Origin of the sequence: Burkholderia sp. AU17457 (assembly GCF_002223255.1) — a bacterium.
Taxonomy (GTDB): Bacteria; Pseudomonadota; Gammaproteobacteria; order Burkholderiales; family Burkholderiaceae; genus Burkholderia; species Burkholderia sola.
The window spans coordinates 363,708-379,218 of record NZ_NKFB01000008.1; the positions used below are offsets into that span (position 1 = coordinate 363,708).

The following is a 15,511-nucleotide window of genomic DNA, read 5'->3' on the forward strand; positions in this document are numbered from 1 at the left end:
GTCGTTCGACGCGATCCAATGGAACGGCCGCCGCATCGGTGGCGATGCGGCGGCCGCGAGCGGAAAGCGCAGGGCGGCAGGCAGGGCGAAGGGGGCGGCGTGTGCCGCGACCCTTGCCCGCCCGCGGATCAGACCACCGCCGAGCGCGCGACGCGCACCGGCACCGACTTGTACGACGGCGTGCCGCTTTCCTTGTCGATGTAGTCGAGCGGCACGAGCACGTTCGCTTCCGGATAGTACGCGCCGACCGAGCCCGGCGCGATGTCGTACTCGATCGCGGTGATCTTCTCGAGGCGCAGCGTGCGGCCCGACGCGGTGACCGTTTCGATGTCGACGAGGTCGCCGTGCTCGAGCCCGTACTTGTCGAGATCGGCCGCGTTCATGAACAGCACGTCGCGCCGGCCGAACACGCCGCGATAGCGATCGTCGAGCCCGTAGATCGTCGTGTTGTACTGATCGTGGCTGCGCAGCGTGATCAGCCGCAGCACCTGTTCGGCGCCGAGTACGTCCGCGTCCTCCTTCACACCCTTGTAGACCGAGAACATCGCCTTGCCGGTCGGCGTCGGCCACACGCGCTCGGTGGGCGGCAGCGGCAGGCGGAAGCCGCCCGGCGTGCGAATCCGCTCGTTGAACGCGTCGAAGCCGGCTACCGTCTTGTCGATCAGGTCGCGGATGCGGTCGTAGTCGGCGATCAGGTCGAGCCACGCGACCTTGCTGTTCGGCAGCGTCGCATGCGCGATGCCGGCGACGATCGCGGGCTCCGAGCGCAACTGGTCCGACGCCGGCTTCAGCTTGCCGGCCGACGCATGGACCATCGACATCGAATCCTCGACGGTGATCGATTGCCGGCCGGTGGCCTGCATGTCGAGCTCGGTGCGGCCGAGCACGGGGAGGATGAAGGTTTCCTTGCCGACCAGCAGGTGCGAACGGTTCAGCTTCGTGCCGAGATGCACGCTCAGGTCGAGCTTCGCCATCGCCGGGAACGACAGCTCGGGATCGGGCAGCGCGACCGCGAAGTTGCCGCCGAGGCACAGCAGCGCCTTCGCGGTGCCGTCGATCATCGCCTGCATCGCCTGCACCGCGTCGTGCCCATGTTTCGCGGGCGGCGTGAAGCCGCACACGTCCTCGATCTTCTTCAGGAATTCGGCCGACGGCTTCTCGGTGATGCCGACCGTGCGGTTGCCCTGCACGTTCGAATGGCCGCGCAGCGGGCACACGCCGGCGCCGGGCTTGCCGATGTTGCCGCGCATCAGCAGCAGGTCGGCGATCAGGCGCACGGTCGCCGTACCCTTGTTGTGCTGCGTAACGCCCATTCCGTACGTGACGATCGTCGCGTTCGACTTCGCGTACGCGAGCGCGACCTCTTCGAGCTGCGTTTGGCTGAGGCCGCTCGCGCGCTCGATGTCGTCCCACGACGTGGCTTCGAGGTCGGCCGAGAACGCGTCGAAGCCGTCGGTGTGCTGCGCGATGAAATCGCGGTCGAGCACGTCGCCGCGTTCGGCTTCGAGCTTCAGCAGCGCCTTCATGATGCCCTTCAGCGCGGCCGCGTCGCCGCCCGCGTCGACCTGGTAGTACGTCGACGCGATCCGCGTCGAGCCGAACGACGCCATCTCGATCATGTCCTGCGGATCGGCGAAGCGTTCGAGCGCGCGTTCGCGCAGCGGGTTGAACACGATGATCGGCACGTTCCGGCGCGAACACTCGTGCAGCGTGCCCATCATCCGCGGATGGTTCGTGCCGGGGTTGTGGCCGATCGAGATGATCAGCTCGCAGTGGTCGAAATCCTCGAGCGACACGGTCCCCTTGCCGATGCCGATCGACTGCGGCAGGCCGACGCTGGTCGGCTCGTGGCACATGTTCGAGCAGTCGGGGAAGTTGTTGGTGCCGAGCTCGCGCGCGAACAGCTGATACAGGTACGCGGCTTCGTTGGACGCGCGGCCCGACGTGTAGAACTCGACCTGCTCGGGCGGCAGCGCGCGCAGCACTTCGCCGATGCGCGCGAAGGCGTCGTCCCATTCGATCGCGCGGAACGTGTCGGTCGCGCGGTCGTAGACGAGCGGATGCGTGAGCCGGCCCATGTTCTCCAGTTCGTAGTCCGACATGCGCAGCAGCGACGACACGGTGTTCGCCGCGAAGAATTCCGGCGTCACGCGCTTGGTCGTCGCTTCCCACGTGACGGCCTTCGCGCCGTTCTCGCAGAACTGGAACGTCGACTTGTGTTCCTTGTCGGGCCACGCGCAGCCGGGGCAGTCGAAGCCGTCGGGCTGGTTGGTTCGCATCAGCACGATCGGCGCCTCGATGGTTTCCATCTGCGACCGCACCGCGTCGGCTGTCGCGCGAAGCGCGCCCCAACCGCCGGCGGGCCCGTCGTATTTCCTGATGCCTGGCACTTCGCGTCGATTTGTCATGTGAATCTCCAATAGCCGGGCCCGGTGCGGGTGGCTCGGTTGCGCCGTGTCACGGCGTGGGGCGGCTCCGTCCGCGGACGGAGCCGGTCATGCGCGCCCCGGGTTGCGGGGCATGCGTTGTTTTAGTGCGCGTCCTTCTTCGTGCCGGACGACTTCTTGCCCGACGGTTTCGCCGCGGGCGGCGGGGCGTCGGCGGGCGTGTCGTCCGCCTTCGCGTCTGCTGCTGCCTTGGCGGTCTTGCCGTTCGGTTTGGCCTTGCCATCGGCGTCCTGCTTTGCGTCCTTCGTGTCTTTCGCTTCAGGCGCGGCGAGCTTGTTGAACTTCACTTCGTCGCTGTCCTTGTCGTAGTCCACCTCGCACTTGTCGCCCGACTTCAGCCGATCGGCGAGGATTTCCTTCGCGAGCCGCGTCTCGATGGTCTGCCGGATCTGGCGCTTCAACTCGCGCGCGCCGAATTCGGGCTGGTAGCCGGCTTCGGTCAGGTGCGCGACGAGCGAGTCGCCCATCACGAGCGTGATGTCCTGCGCGGCGGCGGTGCGCACCACGCGGTCGAGCTGGATCTGCACGATCGCGCGGATGTTGTCCTTCGACAGCGCGTGGAAGACGATCACCTCGTCGATCCGGTTCAGGAACTCGGGCCGGAAATGCCCCTTCAGCACCTGCATCAGTTCCTCGCGGATCGCCTTGTCGGTCTTGCGTGCGGCTTCCGGCTGCGTGAGGTTGTCCATGATGATCGCCGCGCCGAGGTTGCTGGTCGCGATGATGATCGTGTTGCTGAAATCGACCACGCGGCCCTTGCCGTCGGTGAGACGCCCGTCGTCGAATACCTGCAGCAGCACGTTGTAGACGTCCGGATGCGCCTTCTCGATCTCGTCGAGCAGGATCACGCTGTACGGGCGTCGCCGCACGCGCTCGGTGAGCTGCCCGCCTTCGTCGTAGCCGACGTAGCCGGGCGGTGCGCCGATCAGCCGCGCGACCGCGTGGCGCTCCATGTATTCCGACATGTCGATGCGGATGATCGCCTGCTCGTCGCCGAACACGGTCTCGGCCAGCGCCTTCGCGAGCTCGGTCTTGCCGACGCCCGTCGGCCCGAGGAACAGGAACGTCGCGATCGGCCGGTGCGTCTGGCCGAGCCCCGCGCGCGACAGCCGCACCGCATCGCTGACGGCGACCACCGCATCGGCCTGGCCGACCACGCGCTCGCGCAGCTGCTCTTCCATCTTCAGCAGCTTCTGGCGTTCTTCCTGCGTGAGTTCGGACACGGGGATGCCGGTCAGCCGCGACACGACCTCGGCCACCGATTCGACGGTCACCTCGAGCGTCTCCGAACCGGTTTTGCGCTGCCACGCCTCCATCATCTCGTCGACGGCCTTCTGCTTCGCGCTGATCTGCTCTTCGAACTGCTTCGCTTCGTCGAAGCGCTTGCGCGACGTCGCGTAGTCCTGCTCGCGCTTCAGCTGCGCGATCTGCGCTTCGCCTTCCTGAATGTCGACCGGACGCGACGTCGCGCCGATCCGCACGCGCGCGGCGGCCTGGTCGATCAGGTCGATCGCCTTGTCGGGCAGGAAGCGCGACGTGATGTAGCGGTCGGCGAACTCGGCGGCCGCGACGAACGCGTCGTCGGCGAACGTCACCTGGTGGTGCGCCTCGAGGCTGTCGCGCAGCCCGCGCAGGATCACGATCGTCTGCTCGACGCTCGGCTCCGGCACGAACACGGGCTGGAAGCGGCGTTCGAGCGCGGCGTCCTTCTCGATGTACTTCTGGTATTCGTTGAGCGTCGTCGCGCCGATCAGGCTCAGCTCGCCGCGCGCGAGCGCGGGCTTCAGCACGTTAGCGATGTCGAGGCCGCCTTCGCCGCCGCCCTGGCCCGCGCCGACGATCGTATGCAGCTCGTCGATGAACAGGATCAGTTCGTCCTGCTTCGCGGTCACTTCGTCGATCAGCTGCTTCGCGCGTTCCTCGAATTCGCCGCGATACTTCGCGCCGGCCACCATCGAGTTGATGTTGACTTCGACGAGCCGCTTGTCGCGCAACACTTCGGGCACGTCGCCGTTGACGATCCGCTGCGCGAGCCCCTCCACGATCGCGGTCTTGCCGACGCCCGGCTCGCCGATCAGCACCGGGTTGTTCTTCTTGCGGCGCGCGAGCACCTCGATCGTGCTCTCGATTTCCTGCGCGCGGCCGAGCACCGGATCGAGCTTGCCCTGGCGCGCGATCGCGGTGAGGTCGCGGCCGAACTTGTCGAGGTTCGGCGTGCCGGTCGGCGCATCGACGCGGCCGTCCTCGGCGCCCTTGCCGACCACCTTCACGACCTTCTGGCGCAGCGCCTCGGGCGTCACGCCGTATTTCTTCAGCAGCGTGCCGGCGACGCTGTCCGGCACCGCCGCGAGCCCGATCAACAGGTGCTCGGGGCCGATGTACGAGTGGCCGAGATCGCGCGACGCCTGAAACGCGTACTGCACGGCCTTCTTCACGCGCGGCGAGATCGACAGCTTGTCGAGCGGCGCATCGGGGGCGGCCGTGCCGGTGTGCGCATGCGCGTCGATGTACGTCTTGATGTCCTCCGGCGACAGCTTCAGTTCCTTCAGCAGCGCGGCGCACACGTCGGTGTCCGCGAGCGCGTACAGCAGGTGTTCGGAATCGAGCTCGCTGCGGCGCAGCTCGTGCGCCTTCTCGGCCGCGCGCTGCAGCAGCTCGAGCGTCTGTTCGCTGAACGCGTCGGTCGGGTCGACCGATTCGCGCGGAATCTCGGCGGCGAGCGGCGATTCGTCGCCGAGCCCGCCGAACAACGACGACGGTCCGCCACCGCCGAGCAACGAATCGAACGGATTCAGCATGCTTTGATGCCGCATCAGCTGACGGAAGTGGTAATCGCAGATCGAGATGGTCTTGCGCTCGCCGTCCTGCATCACGGTGGCGCGCGCAACGGCCGGCCGCGCGTGGCAGATATCGCAAAGTGCGGGCATGGTGGTCTGGCTCCTGTCGGTGAAGGTGGGTCGAAGCGTGACGCCCGATGCGGTGCGGCGCTCGCGCGTCCCGATTGCATACGCACGACGCGCACCGCGGCGGCGCGTGTCGCACCGGTGCGACACGCGCGGTGCGCGCCGGCGTGGCGCACGATCGCGGTCGGGGCGGGAAGCGCGGGTGCGGCAAGGAGCCCACGGCATCGCTTCGACTGCGTTCAAAATAACGAATCGACGCGGCCCGTCCAAGACACAGTTCCATGCCGGACCGGCCGTGAATTGCACCCTCACATGGACGCGGGACGGGGCGGCAAGGAGTACAGACGCGCAAGCGGGCGGCGGCGCGGGCGTGCGCGGCGCGTGCGGCTTGCGGTGGAAGGGGCGGGGCAGGGCGGCGCCCGAACGGCGCGCGGTGCGACATCGGCGCGCAGCGCGCCCGCAGTGGGCAAACGGAGGGTGGTGTCGCCGGCCTCGCGGCCCGCGCTCGCGTCGACCGTCTGCTTCAGGGTAGCGACGGACGCCTGCAACGCCTGTAATGCATCATTCGATTCGCTCATGACATCCTCCATGCAGGACGGGCTGGATCGGCGACGAACCGTGGCCGGCGCCGCGGCGTCGCGCGCCGGCCGCCGCGCTCAGGCGGCCGCGTTGCCCTGCGGCGCCACGGCCACCGATGCCTCGCTCGTCAACATCAGGAACGTGAACGTTTCGCGCAGGTACAGGCGGACGCCCTTGTCGGTGTGGCTCGTGTAGCCGATCGACAGGTCTTCCCCGAGGTGCAGCTCGTAATCGCCGCCGCGCGTGGACAGCACGCAGCCGCCGCTGATCGCCGGCGCCCAGATGATCTCGCCGCTGACGATGCGTTTGATATGGCCGAGGACCGGATAGCCCTGGTCGCGTGCTTCGCTGAGCGCGGTGTATGCGTCCGACCCGAGCACGACCGAGTACGGGCCGTCGACGCCGGCGAGGCGCAACGCTTCCAGCGCGTCGCTGATCGCGTCCGGGTACGCGCCGACGTCCGCGGGCAGCGTGAGCCGTCGGTTCGACGTGCCTTCGCGGATGCCGATGATGCCGGCCGCGCGGTAGCCGTCGAAGATCGCGCTGTCTTCGGCGAACGCGAGCCGTTGCGCGGCTTCCTTCGCCGGCTGCCAGTCGGCGTCGCGCGCGCCGCGCTCGACGCTGTCGATCGCGTCGCGGCTCAGTTCGAACGGCACCGTCAGCTCGACGATCGTGCGTACTTCGCGCAGCCGCGCGTTCACAAGCTCGCGCGGCGCGGCCACGTCGAGCAGGTGCCCGGTGCCGACGGCCGACAGCTCGGGGCCTTCGGGGCCGTCGACGTCGACGACGCGGCGGCCGGCCACCGATCGTTTGAAGGTGCGCGCCACTTCCTCCTCGATTTGTTCCCAGGCGGACGACGAGATCGGGGCGAGTTCGCGATGCAGGTTATTCATAGGTCGGGGTTCCTTTCAGCGAGCCGATGTTCAGCGAGCCGTCGCGACGTGGCGCGGCAGGCGCGGACGGCGTGGATTCCGGTTGGGCGGCGCCGTCGGCCGGCGCCGGGCGGTCGGCGAGCGCTTCGAGCAGGTCGGCCGACGGCACGAAGAACAGCGAGCCGGTGACCGCGCGGCTGTAGTCGAGCAGGCGGTCGTAGTTGCCGGGCGGGCGGCCGACGAACATGTTCTCGAGCATCTGCTCGATCGGCGCCGGCGAGCGCGCATAGCCGATGAAATAGGTGCCGAATTCGCCGGCGCCCGGGCGCCCGAACGGCATGTTGTCGCGCAGGATCTTCACTTCCTGGCCGCCCTCGTCGAGCGTGGTCAGCGAGCTGTGCGAGCACGACGGCTTCACGTCCGGCGCGAGCTCGATGTCGGACAGCTTGGTGCGGCCGATGATGCGCTCCTGCGTCTCGACCGCGAGCGCGTTCCAGCCGGCCATGTCGTGCAGGTACTTCTGCACGAGCACGTAGCTGCCGCCCGCGAATTCGGCGTCTTCGTCGCCGATCACCGTGAAGTCGACCGCCTCGCGGCCTTCCGGGTTCTCGGTGCCGTCGACGAAGCCGATCATCGCGCGCTGGTCGAAATTGCGGAAGCCGTGCACCTCGTCGACGACCGTGACCGCGTCGCCGAGCGCATTGAGCAATTGCGTCGCCAATTCGAAGCACAGGTCCATCGCTTCCGCGCGGATGTGCAGCAGGATGTCGCCGGGCGTCGCGATCGCGACGCGCTGGCCGGCGCCGAATTCGCGGAACGGATGCAGCGACGCGGGGCGCGGCTCGCCGAACAGCGCATCCCATGCGTCGGAGCCGAAGCTGCAGACGCACGTGAGATTGCCGCCCGGCACGCGCTTGCCGACCGAGCGCACGAGCGCGGCGATGTCGCCGCACCATGAACGGATCGTGTCGGCGTGATCGGCGCCGGGATTGATCGTCGCCACGAGAAAGATCGCGCTGCGCGTGATCGGGCTGTGGACGGCCTGGGAGAGCGGGGGAGGGGTAGTCTGCATCGCGGCCTGCCGGTCAGTCATGTCGGGACGGGCGGGCTGTGGCGCGCGAACGGTTGAACTGTGTCATGCGACGGTTCTCTTTGTGACGTGCGGATGAAGGACGTTGCGCGGGCATCGCGCAACGGGCCGCAGCGGCGGCAGCCGGCCTCCGGCGCGAAGGGGAGGCGGACGTGGCGGCCGCGCGTTCGCCCGGCGCGTGAGCTGTCCGCACCGCGTAACGTCGTCGAGCCTGCAATCTAGCAGCTTCGACGGGGCTTTGGAACACGTATCGATGATCTGTCATTCGAATGGGTCAAACAGGGCTCGGTTTTGTGCGGCGCCCGCGCAGCTGTACTCCTGGCGCGCGCGGCGCTGTGCTCTTGAGCGTGCGTGTCGCGTGCAGTAGATTAGGTTCCGCTCCGCCCGACGACGACCCTCATGATGAACCTTTTGGAAGCGATGCGTATTTTCGGTGCGATCGTCGAGCACGGCGGGCTGTCCGGCGCGGCGTCCGATCTGCAGCTCGACGTCGCGCAGGTGGGCGCGCGGCTCGACGATCTCGAACGCTATCTCGGCTGCCGGTTGTTGCTGGACCGCACGGGCGACGCCGTGTGCACCGAGGCCGGCGCCGCGTTTCATGCGTGTTGCCGGCGCACGCTGTCCGCGGTCGCGCAGGCGACCGGCGCGATCGGAACCGGCGCATGCGCAACGGTTTCCCGTCCGCCCGTCGCAGGCTTTCCGTTTCCCGACACCCTCCGCCGTCGCGATGGAGCATCGATCGCGGCACCGACGACATCGCACCGGATACCGCGTTGAATACTTCCACTGCATCCGCCGATACGGCCGCCGAGCGCATTCGTCGCCGCTTCGGCCATTTCCTCCACGCGGCCGAGCTGGCCGGGCTGGTCGTGATCGGTCTGGCGACCGCGTTCGCGATGGCGCAGGAAGCGTGGAAGGTCGTGCTCGCGGGCGAAGTGTCGCTGACGGACCTGCTGCTGATGTTCCTGTATCTGGAAGTGCTCGCGATGGACCTGCGCTACCTGCGGCTTGGTCGGCTGCCGGTGCGGTTTCCGCTGTTCATCGCGATGACGTCGCTCGCGCGTGACCTGATCCTGCGCGGCGCGACCGACAGCCCCGAGCGGATGCTGATGACGACTTTCGGGATCGTGCTGCTCGCGGTCGGCGTTCTGATCCTGAGCTTCGGCCAGCATCGCTTTCCGGCGGACGTCGACGATGTCGAGGACGACGTGCATGCGCGCAAGTAACGCGGCCCGGGCGGCATTCGAAGCGAACCCCGGCGCGCCGTGCGACGTGCGGCGGCCCCATCCTCATCCCAACACACGAGGTGTCGCATGACCAGCCAATTGATCGTCGCCGTATTCGACAGCGTCGACACAGCCCGCCGGGCCGCGAACGATTTCGACGCGCTGTCGGAGAAGAACGAAGGATTCCATATCGAAAATGGCGTCGTCGTCGAGAGGGACGCGAACGGCGAGCTCGCGGTGCTCGACGCCGAATCGCGGCCGTTCAGGGGCGGCGTGATCGGCGCAATCGCGGGCGGCTTGCTCGGCCTGCTCGCCGGGCCGCTCGGCGTGGTGACCGGCATCGCGGCCGGCGCGTGCGCCGGCCTGCTCGCGCAAGCGGCCGGCAACGCGCTGCTCGACGGCACGTTCGTCGAGACGGTCGCGGCGCGGCTCGTGCCCGGCAGCGTCGCGGTCATTCTCGAAGCGAAGGAGGACACGCCGTTCTCGGTCGACAACGTCGTCGCGGGATTCGGCGGCAAGGTCTTTCGCCACGCAAGGGTTCCCGGACATTCCGATATCTTCCGTCGGCATCCTGTAGATCACTGACGTTTCAGTGATTTATGAGTAACAATATGCTTGCCGCTTGCCGCTTGCCGCTTGCCGCTTGCCGCTTGCCGCTTGCCGCTTGCCGCTTGCCGCTTGCCGCTTGCCGCTTGCCGCTTGCCGCTGCCGGCCCGCAGGATTTCCACACGCAGTATGGGTAGCGGTGTGAGTTTTGTGGGTAAGAAGGAGCGCAACATGGCAGGACGACAGTTGCATCGGCTCAACGCCTTGCGGGTCGCAAAGAAATGACGCCAGGTCACTACGCCGACGGCGGCGGCCTTTACATGCCAATCGCGAATAGCGGTGCGCGCTCATGGATCTTTCGATTCAAACTTGACGGGCGCATGCGTGAAATGGGACTCGGACGGCTTTCGCGAGTCTCGCTTGGCGAAGCACGAAAACCAGCCGCAGGGTACCGTGAGATGGTTAGGGAGCAGACTGATCCCATTCACCCTTGAGCTTACGGCACCGTCAGCCCAGTTCGCCATCGCTCCAGATATGCTGCGCGTGCTGATGCACGCCACGCGTGCCTTCGTTGAACTGGACGGCAACGGGCGCTGGCGTCGGGCGGACATGCCGCTGGCGGCCGCAGGTTTCGACGATGCCGACGTGCTGCTTCCGCCGCCTCGCGACAGTGCGATTGCGCCGTTTCATCTGTTGATGGAGTACGGCGCGTTTCCCGCTCGTTTTGACAACCTCGACCTGAATTTGGCGCGGTTGAAACGGTTGGCGCGCGCCGGATCACGTTGCATTTGGCCCTTGCCGGTATCCACCCTGACTCACGTCGCGCTCAACGGCTGATCGCAGCGTCGGCCGATAATCTCCGGCTGTTTTGCGCACCAGTAGTCAACTTGTTCGCGAGCAATGCGGAGCGGATCGAAACGAAGGCTGGGCAAGCGTACTATGCGCTGAAACCGTTTTCGCTGAAGACCGCAGCTACCAGCGAGATCTGGTCAGTTGATCAGGTCCGCATAACGACCGCCCAAGGTGCCGCCCTTCGAATCCTTGCAGCACGCGCTTGGCACAGCGCCAGGCCCGTATTGGGTTGTTTTGCGCGACGAAGCCCGGCGTGCGCCGAAGCCGCCTTTCGAGCCCGGCAAGACGGGACAGGAAGCGCTGCGCGGCCAGGCAACTGGAGTGCGCGCTGACGGATTGCGCGGCCTGGAACTCGCGCTTGTGAACGCTCGCGGCGAGCCAGTTGATCCGGCGCGCAGCGCCAACTCGACATCGTGCTGTCTTGCACCAATGGCAACCTGGCAGACATGCGCGAGAGCCAGTTGGCCGTGCGCGATGGGGACTCCGGTGACGAGATCGCGTTATTGGCTCAGCCTAGCGCAAGTCCCGCGCCGATTCTTCGCCGCGACGAGCTGTGGGAATTGCTGTCGTGGTTCCGCGGGCAGTGCGGCTGAACGCCGAAGGCCTCACGCAGTTCAAGCGGCTGTGCATCCGCTTCGGCATGTTTGCTCCCGACGGCGGCCACCGATTCGATGCGCTCGTGTCCCTCTCGACTGAACGGGTGTGGCGCTGGATGCCAGGCAAGCCGGCTTCAGCATTCGTCCAAGGATTGGAGGTCCGGCTCGTGATCGACGAGCAGCGTTTCGCCCAGTTCAGTCTCGCCGGATTGGGGTGCGTGATGGATCGACTATTTCCCCGTACGTTCCAGTCAGCAGCTTCGTGCAAATCGTGTTGGTCTCTGCAGAGACAGGTGCGGTACTGCGACGCGGCGAACCCTGCGCCGGTTCCCAATGCTTATTTGATGGGTGAACGAAAAGGGTGCTAGCAGGGAAATTGCAAAGGAATTTCAGGTACCTTTCGCTGGCAAACGTTTTGTCCTACAGTAGCGGGGCCTCAAGCTGGTGATCCAATTGGGGACAGAACCTGAGACGAAAATAAAGGGAATTCAAATGAGTTTCGCCCCGAATGGCGGTATTCCGGCCGGTTCCGGCGGGAATCTGTTGGGCTCGCTGAGCGCGCTCGGCGGCCTTGCCGGGCCGGTCGCATCCACGGTGGCAAGCCAGATTGGCCCGCTTGCCGGCGTCGCAAGTCATATCGACACCGTGCAACGCGCGGTTCAGCTTGCGCAGACCGGTTTTTCGCTGATGAACAAAACGCCGGCCGCGATTGCGGACGCGCTCAACAATGCGGCCGGCGGCGTTGCTCGACTGACTCAGCTAAATCGATACGTGACCATCGACTCGCCGCTCGGTCCCGACGTGCTGCTGGTCAGCACCGCTGTCATCGATGAACATGTCAATCGGTTGCCAGAGATTCACCTCGATTTGCTGTCACACCGGCATGATCTGGTGCCCGATCAGCTGATCGGGCAACCGATCAAGATCCGATTCGACCAGAGCGCGCGCCAGTCGACCCTGGAGCGCATCGTGTCGTCAGGCGCCGCCGACGGCATCCGCTACTTCGACGGCTACGTCACGTCGTTCGACCGGGCGGGCAACCCGGGCAAGGTGACGCAATATCAAATGACGGTGGCGCCGTGGTTCTGGTTTCTGACGCGCTCGACCGACTGCCGGATTTTCCAGAACAAGACCGCTCAGGACATTCTCACCGAGATTTTCCAGGATCACGGGTTCACTGATTTCGAGTTCGACATCCGGACTGCACACAAGCCGCTCGAATACATCGTGATGTACCAGGAGTCGTATTACAACTTCTGTGCGCGGTTGATGGAGCAGGAGGGCCTGATCTGGACGCACCGCTACGAGAAGGAAAAGCACTTCCTTGTCATCGGCGATACGAATTTCGTTTTCCGCCCGATCGACGGGCTGGCCAATTTGCCGTATGCCGCCACCGCAGCGAGTGAAGACAACGGTATCGAACAGTTGCATGAAGGCCGGCGTTTCGGCGTCGGCAAGATCGCCTTTCGCGACTTCAATCACCAGAACCCGTCGTCGCCGCTGATGCTGGCGCAGGCCGAGCCGGAGAATCTCCGGCATGCGGGGCTCGAGACAACGGAGCGTTTCGAACACCAGTCGTTGTTCGACCACGGCGATGACGGCGACCGTTACGCACGCATCGCGATGCAAGCAGAAGAAGCGAGCGCGCATCGGTATACGGGCAGCGGCTATGCGTGGCGGATGACCGCTGCAGGCAGCGTGACGGTGACCAACCATCCAGTCATGGCCAACAATCAGGAATACGCGATCCTGCACGTTCGTCATGAGGCCGTGAACGATTACACGGAACACAACGCAAAACTGCCGTACCGCAATACATTTTCCCTGCTCCCGAAGAAGTTTCCGTATCGTTCGCCCAGAAATACGCCGAAGCCGGTCATTCACGGCACGCAGTCGGCAATCGTGGTCGGCCCAAAGGGTGAAGAAATTCACACGAACGGCAGTGCTGTGAAGGTGCACTTCCTGTGGGATCGCCGCGGCAAGCTGGACGGCTCGGATTCGATGTGGATCCGCGTGTCCCAACCTTGGGCGGGCGACGGGTGGGGGGCCGCAGCCATCCCGCGGATCAAACAGGAGGTCTTGGTCGCGTTTAATCAAGGGGACCCCGACAATCCGGTTATTGTGGGCCGCGTCTACAACGGCGAGCAGGGCAATCCTTATCACGGGGCTGCCGGGCAGACGATGGGGATCAAGAGCCAGACGCACAAGGGCGCCGGCTCGAACGAACTGCGGTTTTCAGACGTGAACGGCGCGCAAGAAGTCTTTCTGCACGCGCAGAAGGATATGAACACGGTCATCAAGGATTCGGAAACGCACACGGTCGAAGGCGGCGGGCGCACGGTGTCGCTGCTCAAGGGCAGCGAAACGAAGCAGATCGTGCAGGGCGGATTGAAGGAAACCATCGCGCTGACTCGCGACACCACGGCGAACGTGATCAATACGAAGGCCATCGCGAGCAAGGCCGGGCCCGGCATGCAAAGCCATCAGGCGAGCGACGGCATCGAGCATCGTGTCGGGGACGGCGTCGTGACGATGACGCCGGACAGCATCAAGCTGACCTTCGGTCCGTCAACGATCGTCATCAATGCGAACGGCATCTATCTCGACGGGCCGGTCATCCATCTGAATCGCGGCAGTGCGCAATCCGCGGAACAGGCGCTCGCGCTCGAGTGGGCGGCAGAGCAGGCGACGATCGCTAAAGGGTTGGCGAGCCCCGATCCGGCGACGCGCGCGGCGGCGGCCAAGCTGGCGAGCTCGCTGAAGGCGCAGCAGCTGGCGAAACTCGCGGATCACGTGTATCACCCGAACGATCCGCCGCCGACCGGGTGGAAAATGGCGACCAACGATCCGGAAGCGTTGAAGGCTTTCGGGCTCAAGCCGAGCGACTTCGAGAAAAGCGGTAGCAACTTCGGGTCGCAGATGTATATCCCGGATCCGAAGGTCTTCGGCGACAGCATGAAGCCGACGGTCGCGTTCAAGGGTACCCAGCAGCTCTTCGGCGAAGACATGAGCAACAACATGGCGCAAGGGCTCGGCGCCGATGCACCGTATTACCGCAATGCGGTCACGATCGGCAAGAACATCGAGACCACGGGCGCGTCGGCCGGCGTCGATTTCACCGGGCATTCGCTCGGCGGTGGCCTGGCGTCCGCTGCAGCCGAGGCCAGCGGCGGTTCGGCGGTGACCTTCAATGCTGCCGGCCTCAATCCGGAGACCGTCGCGCAATACGGCGGGACCGCCCAGCCGGCCAACATCACGGCCTACCGCGTCGACGGCGATATCCTGACCGGCCTGCAGGAAGGCCGACTCGGGCCGATCAGCGACGGTACGGCGGCGCTGATGCCCAAGGCGGTTGGCAGCCCCGTCACGCTCGACGGTGAAAGCGTGACCACGGTCGGCCGTCACCTGATGGGTGACGTGACGAACGGGATCAACCAGCAGGTCGAGAAGGATCAACTCGACCTGGTCTCCCAACTGAATTCATCTCACTGATGCGATACAAAAAAGCGATAACCGCCGGCGCGATTGCCGCACTCGTTGGAGTGTCCTCGCCGCTCTGGTGGCCCACTCAAGCCCAAGGGACGAACATGACTGGCTTCAAGCGATACGCACCTGAAGATTTCTTTTCAGGGCAGCAACTCACGTTGGCGCAGGCCATTCATGACGGCGATCTCAGCCGCGTTCAGCAGCTCGCGCCGAAGACGGATCTGAATGCGCCGGGCGCGAAGAATACGACGCTGCTGTCGTATGCAGTGCAGGAAATCGTCCCGGTCAAGAACGACGCGTCCAATCCGCGCTACCAGATCATTTCGGTGCTCGTGAAGAACGGCGCAGATCCCAAGGCGCCGGTCGGTGCCAGCGGCGGATCTGTGGTCGATGTCGCATTGCGGGCCGATACGCCCAACCTCCTGCGCGTGCTGTTGAACAGCGGGCTCGATCCCAACTGGCTGTACAACGGCGACACGCCGATGATCTTCGCGGTTGCAGAGAACCGGCTGCTGCCCCAGCTGAAGCTGCTGATCGAGCACAAGGCGAACGTGAATGCTCGCGATTCGCTCGGAAAGACGGCCCTCTTCGAGGCGACGATGATTCAGCAGTGGGACGTCGTCGACTACCTCCTCTCGCACGGCGCGGATCCGAAGATTGCCAGCCAGCTCGGCGTGTCGTACGGGTGGGTGCTGCAGAACGAGTTGAAGAACCATACGACCACGGATTCGTCGGCACGTGCGCGCGTCGAAGAGATTCGTCGCAAGATCGTAACGGCCGGCGCACCCTGGCCGCCGCTCGATCCAAAGGCGCAACGCGCAGCGATGCGCGCGCGCGGCGAGAAGGTCGTGACCCCGGCCGGCCAAACGGATTGAACGCACGCGTGACGGTTGAAGCGTCGTGCTATGGATTCG

Annotated in this window: 15 protein-coding genes; 9 read left to right on the forward strand and 6 right to left on the reverse strand. The window is 65.6% G+C overall.

Going from position 1 to position 15,511, the window contains the following annotated elements; translation table 11 throughout:
• Window positions 1–128 precede the first annotated feature (128 nt).
• The 5 genes from CFB49_RS31580 to CFB49_RS31600 form a co-directional block, all read right to left on the reverse strand.
• Entirely contained in the window at window positions 129–2,408 is a 2,280-nt protein-coding gene (locus CFB49_RS31580) for an FdhF/YdeP family oxidoreductase (RefSeq protein ID WP_089437695.1), read from the reverse strand.
• A 122-nt stretch (window positions 2,409–2,530) separates the two neighbouring features.
• Entirely contained in the window at window positions 2,531–5,374 is a 2,844-nt protein-coding gene (locus tag CFB49_RS31585) for an ATP-dependent Clp protease ATP-binding subunit (RefSeq protein WP_089493333.1), read from the reverse strand.
• 284 nt (window positions 5,375–5,658) lie between these two features.
• Complete coding sequence (locus CFB49_RS31590) at window positions 5,659–5,928, reverse strand: hypothetical protein (RefSeq protein WP_143329353.1); 270 nt, start codon at window positions 5,926–5,928, stop codon at window positions 5,659–5,661.
• A gap of 78 nt (window positions 5,929–6,006) precedes the next feature.
• A complete protein-coding gene (locus tag CFB49_RS31595) occupies window positions 6,007–6,822 on the reverse strand; it encodes a family 1 encapsulin nanocompartment shell protein (protein WP_069619130.1) in 816 nt (271 codons plus the stop codon).
• Window positions 6,815–7,894 (reverse strand): Dyp-type peroxidase, encoded by a 1,080-nt coding sequence (locus CFB49_RS31600; RefSeq protein ID WP_089493335.1) that lies wholly within the window; start codon window positions 7,892–7,894, stop codon window positions 6,815–6,817. The genes CFB49_RS31595 and CFB49_RS31600 overlap by 8 nt, the downstream gene beginning before the upstream one ends.
• 399 nt (window positions 7,895–8,293) lie before the next feature.
• On the opposite strand from CFB49_RS31600, the gene CFB49_RS31605 reads away from it, so the two are divergent.
• The 3 genes from CFB49_RS31605 to CFB49_RS31615 all read left to right on the forward strand — a co-directional run bounded on the left by CFB49_RS31605 (window position 8,294) and on the right by CFB49_RS31615 (window position 9,702).
• The gene (locus CFB49_RS31605; protein WP_069619211.1) at window positions 8,294–8,668 is read left to right on the forward strand and encodes a LysR family transcriptional regulator; all 375 of its coding nucleotides are present in this window, start codon (window positions 8,294–8,296) and stop codon (window positions 8,666–8,668) included.
• A complete protein-coding gene (locus tag CFB49_RS31610) occupies window positions 8,665–9,117 on the forward strand; it encodes a phosphate-starvation-inducible protein PsiE (protein ID WP_012336571.1) in 453 nt (150 codons plus the stop codon). The genes CFB49_RS31605 and CFB49_RS31610 overlap by 4 nt, the downstream gene beginning before the upstream one ends.
• A gap of 87 nt (window positions 9,118–9,204) precedes the next feature.
• Window positions 9,205–9,702, forward strand: a complete 498-nt coding sequence (locus CFB49_RS31615; protein ID WP_089493336.1) for a DUF1269 domain-containing protein — start codon at window positions 9,205–9,207, stop codon at window positions 9,700–9,702.
• Here CFB49_RS31615 and CFB49_RS36545 read toward each other — a convergent pair.
• On the reverse strand, window positions 9,696–9,896 hold the full coding sequence (locus CFB49_RS36545) for a hypothetical protein (protein ID WP_179234989.1): 201 nt from the start codon (window positions 9,894–9,896) through the stop codon (window positions 9,696–9,698). The genes CFB49_RS31615 and CFB49_RS36545 overlap by 7 nt on opposite strands.
• Window positions 9,897–9,983: 87 nt before the next feature.
• On the opposite strand from CFB49_RS36545, the gene CFB49_RS37200 reads away from it, so the two are divergent.
• From CFB49_RS37200 to CFB49_RS31635, 6 genes are all read left to right on the forward strand, one after another.
• The gene (locus CFB49_RS37200; RefSeq protein ID WP_373453202.1) at window positions 9,984–10,157 is read left to right on the forward strand and encodes an Arm DNA-binding domain-containing protein; all 174 of its coding nucleotides are present in this window, start codon (window positions 9,984–9,986) and stop codon (window positions 10,155–10,157) included.
• On the forward strand, window positions 10,084–10,500 hold the full coding sequence (locus tag CFB49_RS36985) for a type VI secretion system baseplate subunit TssF (RefSeq protein WP_373453198.1): 417 nt from the start codon (window positions 10,084–10,086) through the stop codon (window positions 10,498–10,500). The genes CFB49_RS37200 and CFB49_RS36985 overlap by 74 nt, the downstream gene beginning before the upstream one ends.
• Window positions 10,452–10,847 carry a type VI secretion system baseplate subunit TssF gene (locus CFB49_RS36990; RefSeq protein ID WP_373453199.1) on the forward strand — a complete coding sequence of 132 codons (396 nt, stop codon included), beginning with the start codon at window positions 10,452–10,454 and terminating at the stop codon, window positions 10,845–10,847. Before CFB49_RS36985 ends, CFB49_RS36990 begins: the two co-directional genes overlap by 49 nt.
• A 380-nt stretch (window positions 10,848–11,227) precedes the next feature.
• Entirely contained in the window at window positions 11,228–11,479 is a 252-nt protein-coding gene (locus CFB49_RS36995) for a hypothetical protein (protein ID WP_249190572.1), read from the forward strand.
• Window positions 11,480–11,603: 124 nt separating this feature from the next.
• Window positions 11,604–14,603 (forward strand): type VI secretion system Vgr family protein, encoded by a 3,000-nt coding sequence (locus CFB49_RS31630; RefSeq protein ID WP_089493337.1) that lies wholly within the window; start codon window positions 11,604–11,606, stop codon window positions 14,601–14,603.
• Window positions 14,603–15,472 carry an ankyrin repeat domain-containing protein gene (locus CFB49_RS31635; RefSeq protein ID WP_089493338.1) on the forward strand — a complete coding sequence of 290 codons (870 nt, stop codon included), beginning with the start codon at window positions 14,603–14,605 and terminating at the stop codon, window positions 15,470–15,472. The genes CFB49_RS31630 and CFB49_RS31635 overlap by 1 nt, the downstream gene beginning before the upstream one ends.
• Window positions 15,473–15,511: the final 39 nt, after the last annotated feature.

Bases quoted from the DNA above. Each gene is read 5' to 3' on its own strand.
- CFB49_RS36545 (WP_179234989.1), bottom strand. From the start codon at position 9,896: ATGTTGCGCTCCTTCTTACCCACAAAACTCACACCGCTACCCATACTG.
- CFB49_RS31595 (WP_069619130.1), bottom strand. From the start codon at position 6,822: ATGAATAACCTGCATCGCGAACTCGCCCCGATCTCGTCGTCCGCCTGG.
- CFB49_RS37200 (WP_373453202.1), top strand. From the start codon at position 9,984: ATGCCAATCGCGAATAGCGGTGCGCGCTCATGGATCTTTCGATTCAAA.
- CFB49_RS31605 (WP_069619211.1), top strand. From the start codon at position 8,294: ATGAACCTTTTGGAAGCGATGCGTATTTTCGGTGCGATCGTCGAGCAC.
- CFB49_RS31590 (WP_143329353.1), bottom strand. From the start codon at position 5,928: ATGAGCGAATCGAATGATGCATTACAGGCGTTGCAGGCGTCCGTCGCT.
- CFB49_RS31585 (WP_089493333.1), bottom strand. From the start codon at position 5,374: ATGCCCGCACTTTGCGATATCTGCCACGCGCGGCCGGCCGTTGCGCGC.
- CFB49_RS36995 (WP_249190572.1), top strand. From the start codon at position 11,228: ATGCCAGGCAAGCCGGCTTCAGCATTCGTCCAAGGATTGGAGGTCCGG.
- CFB49_RS31580 (WP_089437695.1), bottom strand. From the start codon at position 2,408: ATGACAAATCGACGCGAAGTGCCAGGCATCAGGAAATACGACGGGCCC.
- CFB49_RS31600 (WP_089493335.1), bottom strand. From the start codon at position 7,894: ATGACTGACCGGCAGGCCGCGATGCAGACTACCCCTCCCCCGCTCTCC.
- CFB49_RS31615 (WP_089493336.1), top strand. From the start codon at position 9,205: ATGACCAGCCAATTGATCGTCGCCGTATTCGACAGCGTCGACACAGCC.
- CFB49_RS31635 (WP_089493338.1), top strand. From the start codon at position 14,603: ATGCGATACAAAAAAGCGATAACCGCCGGCGCGATTGCCGCACTCGTT.
- CFB49_RS31630 (WP_089493337.1), top strand. From the start codon at position 11,604: ATGAGTTTCGCCCCGAATGGCGGTATTCCGGCCGGTTCCGGCGGGAAT.